Origin of the sequence: Agitococcus lubricus (assembly GCF_003051055.1) — a bacterium.
In the GTDB taxonomy this organism is placed as follows: Bacteria; Pseudomonadota; Gammaproteobacteria; order Pseudomonadales; family Moraxellaceae; genus Agitococcus; species Agitococcus lubricus.
This window is the reverse complement of record NZ_QAON01000006.1, coordinates 173,823-185,504: the sequence shown is the minus strand read 5'-3', so window position 1 is coordinate 185,504 and position 11,682 is coordinate 173,823. Positions and strand designations below refer to the sequence as shown.

Here is an 11,682-nt window from a genome sequence, read left to right as displayed (position 1 = left end):
AGGATGGCGTGCCTTGAAAACCAAAGACCGTATTTTATTAAAAAGTTTGGCGTTATTTAACCAAGATGGTGAACGTAGTATTACAACCAACCATATAGCCTCTGCATTAAATATGAGCCCTGGTAATTTGTACTATCATTTTCGTAGTAAAGAAGAAATTATCTATGAAATTTTTTTGATGTATGAACGCAGTATGCTTAATGCGTTGACGGTGCCTAGCGATAGAGTGATTACCTATACGGATAAAATGGGCTACTTTGAGGCCATTTTTAATCAATTATGGGAGTATCGTTTTTTACATCGCGATTTAGGACATCTCTTAGAGGAAAGTCCACGTTTACGAGCATCTTATAGACAGTTCGCAGGAAAGGTGATGGCACAAGCCTATTTAGTTTATAATGCCTTACGCAAAGCTGAGTTTATAAAAGCCTCAGAACAAGACGTACAAGCGATGATTGTCAACATCTGGATTATCACGACAAGTTGGGCGTCCTTTGTCGTGAGCAGTGGCTTTTTTGGTGAAGAAGTGGTGTTAAGTCAACGCCTATTAAGACGGGGTATTTATCAAATCATCTGCCTAGAAGCGCCGTACTTACAAGGCGAAGCATTAGAAAAACTGCCCGATTTATTAAAACAATACGGTGACGATAGTGCAAAAACTGTGTAGACATCTTCACAGTTAGCAGTGCTTACACGTTTAAGCGATTGAAGTTTTTTGAGTTATCCAGTATAAGTTTGGGATGGTGCGTCCTTACGTCTTTTTTGAGTGCTATCGGTTTTTTGTTTAGCAGGATGTAGCGCAATAGCAACAACAAATGAGGGTTTATAACAATGCACAACTGGGAGCATTACAGCCGTTTACCCGCTTATTTATTAACGGCAGCACTAATCGCATCTTGCGGTGGTGGAGGTAAAGACGAATTAGTCGGGCAGTCAAATAGTGCAATTACTGCGGTGACTGATTTGACTTCTTTAGGCGTGGGCGAAACGAAGACATTTAGTATTTCTATTGATAATGCCACAGGAACTTCTGTACAAGTTATTTCAAACGGCAACGTGAATATTGTACCTGCCGACTCGACGACTCGACCGATTGTTGGTGGTAAAGCAGACATTATTGTCAAAGGTTCAGATATTGAAGGGTCTGGTATTTTAGAAATTCGTTATACGGATGCTCAGGGTAATATTGCGATTAAAACGATACCCTACAGTGTGCAAGACTTAGTAGGCACAGCATCTCCTTATACGACAAGTATTCAATTAAGTGCGGCTCAAATCAATCCAACAGGGGGGAATACAGCAACGCGTGCGGTATTCACTATCTTAAAAACGGATGGTTCTGTAGCAACTGACCAAAATGGCAAGCTCTATCTTCAATTAAGTTCATCTCCTGGTTTTGGTGATTTCAAAGCAGTTTTACCTGCCTATCCTATTGGTGTTGAAACCGATGGGCGTAAATATGTGACTGTTGTTAATGGTAAAGCAGAGGTGGATATTTCTGCCGTAGGACAACAGCCGATACAAGGTAACTTATTAATTGCTAACCCGTTTACCGATAACAAAGGTCGTATCACCAAAGTTGCTTCCCAATCATTTAATATTGTCAATGGTTACACTGTGACGATGGAAGACCCTGCCCGCACAGAAATTTTGTCGGGTGGTGACAGTATCACGCTTAGTGCCTTTGTATCAGACCCTGCAGGTGCGGGTGTTGCAAATCAAAAAGTCACCTTCGAAATTGTACGCACCACGGTGGACGCAAAGGGGACGATTCGTAAAGATGGCGAATTAAAAGTAGGGGCTAATAGTGCGTCAACGGTATTAACCGATACTAATGGCCGTGCAAATATTAACTTGGAATTAGACAGTGCGGACGACCGTAGTAACCGTCCAATCGTGGTGTTAGCACGTATTGGTAGTTCAAGTAATGAACAAAAAGAAGCCTTTACTAAAGTAGATGTAGTGGGCACTACGTTGGCAATCAATACGTCAACCGTAAACGTTAAAAATGGCCAAGATAATTTGGTCGTAACAGCCACCCTACGTGATGCGAAAAGTATTTCTATTGATGGCCAACCGATTCGCTTTGATGTAGGCAGTGGTTTGCAAACTAAAGCATCAACAGGCGAATATGTTGACGGTGGTCAAACAGTTAATACGGTGAGTGGTTTAGCTTCCACAAATGTTAAAATTAAAGATGTTAACAATACATCGGTTATTGCTGTTGCTTCGAACCTTTGTCCATCAACGGGTACTGTAAAAGACACAGGCATCTCGGATTCAGCGGTAAAAGAAGCAGTAAGAGCTATTTTATTGGATTCAACACAAACGAAGCCTTTCTGTAACAGCGTCCAATCCCCATCTTTAGGCTTTATTGTATCGACATTAAACTTTGATATTCGTGCCTATGATGGTAAATGTGGTGCCGAAGCAGCAACCCCTTTAGCTGATGCAGCATTGTTAGACATCAATAAGAGTTACTGCTTCAAGGTAGATTACTCCGAAGTACTACCAGTTGTTCAAACAGCCACCTTATCTAGAAAAATTAATTTAGCAACGACCTTAGGCACATTAGGTGCCGCGAATCAAACCATTACTGACGATGTATTGGATGATAAATTTGCAGGAACGGTGAAGTTTGACTATACCCCAACCTATCCTGGTGTAGCGGTATTGAGAGGTGATACACGTAGCTCTGACAATAAGTCGATTACGGTGACCATTCAAAAAGAATTCATCGCCACCTTACCTGCTAAAATTGCGGTGCAGTCAGATAAAACAAGTTTAGCAGTCGGTGGCCAAACCGAGATTATTGCTAAGGTTTTGGACGCTAAAGATAATCCTGTCAAGGGTGAAGAAGTAGAGTTCTCTCAACTCTCCGACCCATCGGGTGGTAGATTACCAGCTCCCGTTGCAGAAACGGATGCCAATGGTATTGCTAGAGTGCCGTACATTGCAGGGGCATTAACCACAGGTAAAGATACGATTAAAATCCAAGGTAAGTCGCGTACGTCTGGCAAAACAGCCTCAGTTGATTTAACCGTGGGTGGTAAGTCTGTGTTCTTATCGATTGGTACAGGTAATACGATTGCCGATTTGAACTCCACAACCTATGCTTTACCACATCAAATTACCATTACCGATGCCGATGGTCAGCCGATTCGTAATCAGCAAGTGACATTGTCGGTTATCCCCTTTAAATACTATAAAGGTATGTATGTCATTCCAGTAGATGGTGACACCACAGCCGACACTTGGGTACCTTCTATTTCGGCACGTTGTAATAACGAAGATATCAACCTCAATGGTCGTTTAGATGAGTTAGAAAACAACACCAATAGCGACAGTGTTATTTATGTCAATGGTCCACAAGGGGCATTGTTGCCATATTACACGACACCGACTACACAATCTGAGTTATCCAATAACGCTAATACAGTGCAAGCGGTTCGTCTCAAAGATTATGGTTCTAATACACCTATTTATGACATCTTAGATAATGGCGATGGTTTATTGTGGCCTGGTAATCCAGTCACTTTATCCGATGCCATTGTGACTACGGATGCAAATGGTATTGCAACGTATAATGTTGTATACGCCAAGAGCTTTGCAAGTTGGATACAGGTGCGTTTAATTGCTACAACGCGTGTTGAAGGGACAGAATCCAGAGTGGAGCGTGTCTTTGACTTGGTTGCTTCCAAAAATGACCTGAAAAAAGATGGCACTCCGCCGGGTGGTGTTGAAAGTAACTTTGGTACGGCTAGTAGCTGTACTAACCCTAACTAAACTTAAGAAGCTCGGTCAAAAGCCGAGCTTCTTACGGCGCCATAATCTGAGTCAATAAAAAAGCCGCATTAAGCGGCTTTTTTATTGATGAGCGATTTAGTTTAATGGAATCCGAATACCTGCGCTAATCGCACTAAAATCACTGGCATACATAGTGTAGTCCACGTTGATACGGAAATCTTTGTATACATTGATATCTAAGCCTACACCTGCCGCACCTGAGTGTTCAAAACCGCTGGTTTTTGCGAAGCTACCAATCGTACTATTGGTTTCAATGCTTTTATCAATATAGGCGGCACCTAACAGAGCATATACACTGCCTGCTTTAGCAAAGCTCAGTTGTGGACGTACAAAGACGGCATAGGCACTTCCAACTTCTACCGTATAATCGACACCACTTTTAGTGACCGTATCGTCGTTTAGACCGCTCATAAGATGTGCTTCAACACCGACATAGGGATTGACTTCTGTGCCTAAGCGAAGACGAACCGCAGAGGTATCGGCCTCAATGTTATTATTAAACTCCAAAGTCCCCATTTGATAATCAATACCAATAAAAGGCTTTTCGGCGGCTAAGACGAGAGGGCTGCTAAGAGCGGCAATTAATGCAACAGTGAGGCGTTTCATTGTTGTTCCTGCGTGTTGTAAGGTGATAGTTCCAATAGTATGCGATGATTTGCAAAATAAGTGCGCTTGTCAAGGCTCAAGCGCGTGAAAAATGGATTAAAGCTGCGATATGATGCAAAGCTCACGCAAATAGTGTTTTAAAGTATTCCTCGTTGGTAAATTTTGAGCAGATAAAGATGACAAACTCCGTAAATACGACCGCACGATTATTGATTACTTGTCCAGATAAATCAGGGATTGTCAGTGCAGTATCCACTTTTTTATACAATCACGGCGCCAACATTACCGCCTTAGACCAATATTCTACGGCGCCTGAAGGGGGGACTTATTTTATGCGTCTGGAGTTTCAAACGCCGCATCTTGATTTGTCTAGACAAGTGTTTGCCCAAACCTTTGGCGAGGCAGTGGCGAAACGCTACAACATGAGCTGGCAATTAAGTTATGCCGCTGACCGTAAAAAAGTGGCGATTTTAGTCTCTAAATATGACCATGCGTTATTAGAGTTATTATGGCGTTGGTCTCGCGGTGGTTTGGCGTGTGACGTCAGTATGGTCATTAGTAACCATCCTGACCTTAAAGAAGCAGTAGAAGGCTTTAACGTACCTTTTCATCTGATAAAGGTGACCAAAGAAAATAAACAAGAAGCAGAGGCAGAAATTCAGAGCTTGTTGCAAGGTAACGACTTAGTAGTATTAGCCCGTTATATGCAAGTATTAAGTGCCGATTTTGTACAACACTGGCCAAATAAAATTATCAATATTCACCATTCTTTTTTACCTGCATTTGTGGGTGCAAATCCTTATCAACAGGCACATGATAAAGGCGTAAAGTTAATTGGCGCGACCGCGCACTATGTGACTGCCGACCTAGACCAAGGCCCGATTATTGAACAAGCGGTAGAGCGTGTATCGCACGGTGATAATGTCGAGACCTTACGTGAATTAGGGGAGGATGTAGAGCGTAATGTCTTGGCGCGTGCGGTACGTTGGCATTTAGAAGACCGCGTGATTGTATATGGCAACAAAACCATTGTGTTTGCTTAAATCATGACACCACAACTTCCTATACGGCTTGCCGTTCTACTGTCTTTGTATGTTGCCCAAGGTTTGCCTACGGGGATTTTTACCCAAGCCTTACCCGCCATTTTACGCAGTTATAATGTGTCTTTGACTATCATTGGTTTTACCAGTTTGTTGGCAATTCCATGGGCATTAAAGTTTTTGTGGGCGCCGTATGTTGATAAATATTACTCAGCCCACTTAGGCCGTTCTCGGTCTTGGATTCTGCCATTACAAGCCATTAGTATGGCTTTATTACTAGTTATTTCGATGTTTGACCCGTATTTATTGAAAACATCAACGGGTATTTATCAATTTTTTGTCTTGATGTTTTTATTGAACTTATTTGCAGCAACACAAGATATTGCCAGTGATGCGCTGGCGGTACGCTCCTTAAATTATGAAGAACGTGGTTTAGGCAATAGTTTACAAGTGGTGGGCTACCGACTGGGTTTGATTATTGGTGGCGGATTTTTGCTCTATTTGGTGGGGGTATGGGATTGGCAATTGGCGTTTATTTTAATGGCAATGTTATTAGCCATCATGACGCTGCCCATTTTATTTTATCGGGAGCCCGTCGTCGAAGTATCACCATTGGAAGCACAGCGTCCTTATGCAGAGGTATTTAAGAGTTTCATCAGCCATCCTGCATTCAAGGCATGGGTGTGGGTTCTTATTACCTACAAAGTGGGCGATGGCTTGGGGTCGGCAATGGTCAAACCGATGATGATTGATATGGGGTTACAATTGCAACAAATCGGCCTCTATGTCAGTGTTTTAGGCTCTATGGCTACCTTGCTCGGGGCGTTGATGGCAGGATGGCTGATTCAACGTATAGGGCGTTATAAAGCCTTAATCAGTTTTGGTTTATTACAATCCATAGGCATAGGCAGTTATGCACTTTTGTCGTGGCAATGGCAACAGACAGGTGAGATTGAGCCGTGGCTCGTCTATGGCGTCAATGCCGCCGACCATTGGGTCAGTGGTATGGCAACAGTCGCGCTATTAACAGCCGTGATGGACCAATGTCGCCGAGACCATGCGGGGGCAGATTTTACCCTGCAAGTTAGTATTTTGGCGATTTTTGGCGGTTCAGCAGGTCTGATTGCGGGGGTAGTGACGGATGCTATTGGTTACACTGCCTATTACCTGCTCGCTGCTTTTATTGCGTTGTGTTTATTATGGCCTGTCGTGCAATGGGGGCGCTGGTTAAAGCGTTAAAACGATGCAAGAAACGATTCAACATCAATTAGATGCCCGTGGCTTAAATTGCCCTGAACCTGTGATGATGCTACATAAGGTGGTGAGACAGATGCAAGCGGGTGAGTTATTAGCAGTATATGCTACTGACCCTTCTACGCAGCGTGATATTCCTAAGTTTTGTCAGTTTTTACGTCATCATTTAGTGAGTCAAACGCAAACAGCAGAAGGTGAATATTATTATGTGATTCAAAAAGGCGCATCTTAACCCTAATGCCAGTCAGTTAAGAAAAATTGGTACTTAAAAACCGCCCTTCGACCCTTCGGCTGGCTCAGGGCTGGCCAAGCTCAGGGCGCATTTTTGCATTCCCTGAGCGGAGTCGAAGTCGGCAAAAATGGCTTAACTGACAGGCATTACATCTTAACCCGCTCAAGTACAGTGCGGCATACATCTAACGTCACCGCACTGTTACCTTGCAGTCCGATATAAAGAATACCGATTGTGAAGGCTACTTAGCCCAAGCATTCACGATACCTATCTGTGTGTATCAGCCGACCAGCGTTGTGCTAAGCGTTTTAAGCTGGTATGCAATCGCCAATTCAATAGTACACAGGCAACGGCTAAACCCACCACCAAACCAAACCAAAAGCCGTATGCTTCTAAAGCACGTTGCTGCCATAAGGGAAACATACCCAAGCTATACCCCAGCGGTAATGCGACTAACCAGTAGGCAATTAAGGTCATTATCATCGGGCTTCTGGTATCTTGAATACCGCGTAAACAACCCGCAGCGCCTACCTGTAAGGCATCGAATATTTGATAAGCGGCTGCAAACAGGAGTAGTTGTGCAGCCAACTGTTGTACTTGAGGGTGGGAGCTATACAACGGAGTAATGGTATGACTAAAAAGGATAATACATAGCGCAGATACACAAGCGATACTGGTCGTCGTGATAAGTCCTGTGCGTCGCGTTAATGCGATACCTGCTAGGTCGTGTCTACCATAAGCTATGCCTGTGCGAATGGTCATACTAATCGCTAAGCTCAACGGAATCATAAATAATAAGGAGGTGACCGAAAGGCTGATTTGATGGGCAGCAACGACTAATTCTCCAAAAGGGCTGACTAACACCGCAATACAGGAAAATAAACTGACTTCAAAAAAAATAGCCGCGCCAATCGGAAAGCCTAATTGTGTAATACGCCAAATTAAGCCGACATGAGGGCGAATATCGGAGGCTAATAAACGAACCTTGGCAAAGGCTTGTGCACGTAGTACATATATAAATAGAACAAGCATCATCGTCGTCATGACTAATGCGGTTGCCCAGCCACAACCCGCTCCGCCCATTTTAGGTAAGCCCCATAGGCCATAAATAAAGACATAATTAGCAGGAATATTGAGCAAAATACCCAACAAACTAATCACCATAATCGGTTGGGTATGACCTAAGGCTTCACTATAAAAACGAAGCACACAAAAAATAGCGACACTTGGCATACCATAAGATACGCCCTGTAAATACAGTTCGGTGGGCGCTTGTAGGTGTGCAGGGACATCAAGTAGCGGAAAAATAACACTGATTTTTTGCATCAGTAGCATAGCTAGCAGGCCAATAAAGCCTCCAAGCCATAAAGCCTGATGGGTAATATGAGGAATATCATGGTAACGACCTGCACCGTGTGCGGCCGCAACTAAGGAAGTTGTGGCCATGACAATGCCAGAAATCAATAAAAATAGGGGTAACCAAACACTCGAGCCAATGGCAACCGCCGCTAAATCGAGTGCAGAAACTTGACCAGCCATCACGGTATCAATGAAACCATAACCAGCTTGTGCCAGTTGCGTAACGAGAATCGGGGCGGTTAACTGTAAAAGTGCTTTTAGTTCTTGTTGCCAAGGACTCATTGAAATATCTCGGTGAGGTGGTAGGGGGTTACGGTGATGATTGATAAAACCAATCATTTTTAAGACTTAAAACCATATCTTCTAAACATTGCGGTAGATTTAATTGTGTTTGCTGTTGATAACTTAAGGCTCTTTTCCAGACTTTATCAAAGGCTTCTAATTGAGGCTTTTTGAAGGCAAAGACAATTTCGTTACCACTTTGGCATTTCACGGTTAATACTTTGTTATCAAAACAACGCTCAAGCCTTGCCAAATTACGTCTAAAATACGGGTCTTTGCGCCATAAATTGACCACTAATATGCCATTTTCTTTTAAGGCTTGATAACAATGATGGTAAAAAGTTTCACTAGCGACAGCGTCAGGTAAACCTTGACCTGTATAGGCATCTAATAAAATGATTTCATAACACGATACTTTATCTTGGACGTAGACAGCCCCATCGGCTTCGATCACCTTAAAACGTGCCGTATTGGCAGGAATCTTAAATTTATGCCGATAAGCAATCACTTCAGCACTAATTTCGACGGTTGTCACCCGTGTGTTGGGGTAGTGTTTATAACAAAATTTCGATAACGAGCCACCGCCTAAACCAATCAGTAGTAGATGTTCAGGTGTTTGCGAGAGTAAGGGCATAAAACCCATCATCACCTGTGTATATTCAAAGGCGAGGGCATAAGGGTCTTGTTTTCGCATCACACTTTGTAGCGAGTCGTGATTAAATTGTAGACTAACACTATGCTCTGTTTCAAATGCATAGAGCACATCATCAGGTGGGCTGGATTTCTGTTTGGCCATTATTGTCGCGGGGTTGTCTTAATTAAAAAGTCAGTTTACCAAAGTGTGGCCTAAACTGACAGTAACTATGGCACGATAGTACATTAACTATTAGATAAAGTTGGACGATACTCTATACATCAAAGAACCGAACAGAGTCTCTTGTCAAATGCCACGATGATAGCTTGGGGCGAAGGATTCTGTTCTTATGATGATAAACACACTAGCTGTGTATTGTAAGAGGATTCGTGTATGTCAGCCGTAAAAACAATTAGCGCTGTAGGGACTGCCAATATTCCTGTACGTCACATGGATTTTAACTTCGACGATGATATTCCTAAATATTGGTTTGATAACAACCCCATGTTGACGATGTTATTGACAGGGTTGTCGGGTGTGTTTCCTGAAGGAGAGCGCATGTTTATGCGCGCGGTGCGTCATTATCAAGACCAAATTACTGACCCGCAATTACTGCAAGAAGTACGTGCGTTTATTGGTCAAGAAGCACATCATGGTAAAGAACATCAGGCTTTTAATGAATTTATGATGCGTAAAGGCGTGCCTGTTGATGATATTGATAAGATGGTGAAACAAGGCATTGCCTTTGAGGAAAAACATCTGTCTAAAGCACGTATGCTCGCAAAAACCTGCGCCTTAGAGCACTTTACCGCCATGTTTGCAGAAGTGATTTTAGCGCATCCAGAGTTTTTAGATGGAATAGATGACCGCTTAAAACCCTTATGGTTATGGCATGCGATTGAAGAAAGTGAACATAAAGCAGTCGCCTATGATGTTTATCAACAAACGGTAGGCGATTATTGGATACGCGTCAGCGAAATGGCGTTTACGACGGTGTTATTCAGCTTTTTTACGGGGCTACACACGGTCAAATTACTACAAGCCGAAGGACAACAACGTAATCTAAAAGCGATTGCGCAGGGCTTAAGTAAGCTGATTGGCCGTAAAGGCTTTTTTAGAGGTATGTTGCCGCATTATTTGGCTTATTACAAACCCAGTTTTCATCCTAATCAACGTGATAGCCATGCATTACGTGCGCGTGCTTTGGCGTTGCTAGACCAATACGTAGCCAAAAAAGTAAACCTAGCAGCATAAGCTGAGTGGAGTCGTTTATTCGTAGAGTGAACAAAGACCGCCTTTAGACTGACATTACTAAAAAATGTCAGTCTACTATCTTTCGCCTAGCAGTAGTTTTATTGAACTCCCTTATATTGTTTGTCATCTGATTTGATGAGCATCCCTCGTTAAGTAATGCCAGTCAGTTAAGAAAAATTGGCACTTAAAAACTGCCCTTCGACTGGCTCAGAGCTGGCCAAGCTCAGGGCGCATTTTTGCGTTGACTGAGCGGAGTCGAAGTCGGCAAAAATGGCTTAACTGACAGACATTACCCTCGTTAAGGGCTAAGTTTTCAGAGAGTGCACACAACGTATAGGGGCTGTTGATGTTTTGATTGGGGTTGCGAAAGAAGCTATTTTTTACAAGATACGCAGCGTGAATCGCGTGATTGGGTGATTCCAAATAAGTGATGAATAACAAAATAGCCTCAAAAAATCGTTCTTTCCCTGTGGGTTGTGTTAAAAAATGTCTCATACAGTGTGACAAAATTGGCCAATAGAACCACTATTCGCTGCGTTTTGTGCCTTGTCTGAGGTAATTTTTTCAGCAACGCGACTCACACGCAAAACGTCAATAGACCCTATTGTCTGAAGTTGTCTGTTTGTTGCTATCTAAATAGGCCAAGACGATGGTATTATCTAGTTAAATGCGTACGCTCGTACACAATTAACACTTATTCATATATAACAATAAACTTACGAGGAAGATGCCATGACTGCATCTGCGTTTCCATCGTCAACCATTCATATACCGATTGCGATTATTGGTACAGGCTTTGCGGGTATAGGCATGGCTATTCGTTTACAGCAAGAAGGATTCAGCGAGTTTCTATTGTTGGAGCAAGCCGATACCTTTGGCGGAACGTGGCGTGACAATGTCTATCCTGGTGCAGAGTGTGATGTACCTTCGCATTTGTATTCCTTTTCGTTTGAGCCAAACCCAAACTGGTCAAAAGCCTTTGCCCCCCAAGGAGAAATTCAGCGTTACTTGTTGCATTGCGCCCATAAACATAAATTATCCGATAAAACCTTGTTTCAGGCACAGGTGATTGCCGCCAGTTTTGATGATAAGGCAGGCGAATGGCAAGTGGACTTGGCTGATGGACGTGTGGTCAAAACGCGTTTATTGATTGCGGGTAACGGCGGCCTCAGCCAGCCTATCCTAAAATTGCAGGATTAGCCGATTTTAAGGGC

10 protein-coding genes are annotated in these 11,682 nt (G+C 43.0%); 7 read left to right on the top strand and 3 right to left on the bottom strand.

Going from position 1 to position 11,682, the window contains the following annotated elements:
- The first annotated feature begins 13 nt into the window (after positions 1-13).
- On the top strand, positions 14-667 hold the full coding sequence (locus tag C8N29_RS08215) for a TetR/AcrR family transcriptional regulator (protein ID WP_107865576.1): 654 nt from the start codon (positions 14-16) through the stop codon (positions 665-667).
- Between the two features lie 164 nt (positions 668-831).
- Complete coding sequence (locus tag C8N29_RS08210) at positions 832-3,786, top strand: Ig-like domain-containing protein (protein WP_107865575.1); 2,955 nt, start codon at positions 832-834, stop codon at positions 3,784-3,786.
- 96 nt (positions 3,787-3,882) lie between these two features.
- Here C8N29_RS08210 and C8N29_RS08205 read toward each other — a convergent pair whose 3' ends face one another.
- A complete protein-coding gene (locus tag C8N29_RS08205; protein WP_107865574.1) occupies positions 3,883-4,413 on the bottom strand; it encodes an outer membrane beta-barrel protein in 531 nt (176 codons plus the stop codon).
- Positions 4,414-4,589: 176 nt separating this feature from the next.
- Here C8N29_RS08205 and purU point away from each other — a divergent pair, with 176 nt between their 5' ends.
- The 3 genes from purU to tusA are packed head-to-tail and all read left to right on the top strand — an operon-like array spanning position 4,590 to position 6,939.
- Positions 4,590-5,456 (top strand): formyltetrahydrofolate deformylase, encoded by an 867-nt coding sequence (gene purU, locus C8N29_RS08200; RefSeq protein WP_107865573.1) that lies wholly within the window; start codon positions 4,590-4,592, stop codon positions 5,454-5,456.
- 3 nt (positions 5,457-5,459) lie between these two features.
- Positions 5,460-6,692 carry an MFS transporter gene (locus C8N29_RS08195; protein ID WP_107865572.1) on the top strand — a complete coding sequence of 411 codons (1,233 nt, stop codon included), beginning with the start codon at positions 5,460-5,462 and terminating at the stop codon, positions 6,690-6,692.
- Between the two features lie 4 nt (positions 6,693-6,696).
- Entirely contained in the window at positions 6,697-6,939 is a 243-nt protein-coding gene (gene tusA, locus C8N29_RS08190; protein ID WP_107865571.1) for a sulfurtransferase TusA, read from the top strand.
- 267 nt (positions 6,940-7,206) lie between these two features.
- On the opposite strand, the gene C8N29_RS08185 is transcribed toward tusA, so the two are convergent.
- Both C8N29_RS08185 and C8N29_RS08180 read right to left on the bottom strand, forming a co-directional pair.
- On the bottom strand, positions 7,207-8,580 hold the full coding sequence (locus C8N29_RS08185; RefSeq protein WP_204509302.1) for an MATE family efflux transporter: 1,374 nt from the start codon (positions 8,578-8,580) through the stop codon (positions 7,207-7,209).
- A gap of 28 nt (positions 8,581-8,608) precedes the next feature.
- Positions 8,609-9,376 carry a spermine/spermidine synthase domain-containing protein gene (locus C8N29_RS08180; protein WP_107865569.1) on the bottom strand — a complete coding sequence of 256 codons (768 nt, stop codon included), beginning with the start codon at positions 9,374-9,376 and terminating at the stop codon, positions 8,609-8,611.
- Between the two features lie 231 nt (positions 9,377-9,607).
- Between C8N29_RS08180 and C8N29_RS08175 the strand changes: the two genes are divergently transcribed.
- Together C8N29_RS08175 and C8N29_RS08170 are read left to right on the top strand one after the other, a co-directional pair.
- A complete protein-coding gene (locus C8N29_RS08175) occupies positions 9,608-10,468 on the top strand; it encodes a metal-dependent hydrolase (protein ID WP_107865568.1) in 861 nt (286 codons plus the stop codon).
- A 732-nt stretch (positions 10,469-11,200) separates the two neighbouring features.
- Complete coding sequence (locus C8N29_RS08170; RefSeq protein ID WP_107865567.1) at positions 11,201-11,668, top strand: flavin-containing monooxygenase; 468 nt, start codon at positions 11,201-11,203, stop codon at positions 11,666-11,668.
- Positions 11,669-11,682 lie beyond the last annotated feature (14 nt).

Bases quoted from the DNA above. Each gene is read 5' to 3' on its own strand.
- C8N29_RS08210 (WP_107865575.1), top strand. From the start codon at position 832: ATGCACAACTGGGAGCATTACAGCCGTTTACCCGCTTATTTATTAACG.
- C8N29_RS08205 (WP_107865574.1), bottom strand. From the start codon at position 4,413: ATGAAACGCCTCACTGTTGCATTAATTGCCGCTCTTAGCAGCCCTCTC.
- purU (WP_107865573.1), top strand. From the start codon at position 4,590: ATGACAAACTCCGTAAATACGACCGCACGATTATTGATTACTTGTCCA.
- C8N29_RS08195 (WP_107865572.1), top strand. From the start codon at position 5,460: ATGACACCACAACTTCCTATACGGCTTGCCGTTCTACTGTCTTTGTAT.
- tusA (WP_107865571.1), top strand. From the start codon at position 6,697: ATGCAAGAAACGATTCAACATCAATTAGATGCCCGTGGCTTAAATTGC.
- C8N29_RS08185 (WP_204509302.1), bottom strand. From the start codon at position 8,580: ATGAGTCCTTGGCAACAAGAACTAAAAGCACTTTTACAGTTAACCGCC.
- C8N29_RS08180 (WP_107865569.1), bottom strand. From the start codon at position 9,376: ATGGCCAAACAGAAATCCAGCCCACCTGATGATGTGCTCTATGCATTT.
- C8N29_RS08175 (WP_107865568.1), top strand. From the start codon at position 9,608: ATGTCAGCCGTAAAAACAATTAGCGCTGTAGGGACTGCCAATATTCCT.
- C8N29_RS08170 (WP_107865567.1), top strand. From the start codon at position 11,201: ATGACTGCATCTGCGTTTCCATCGTCAACCATTCATATACCGATTGCG.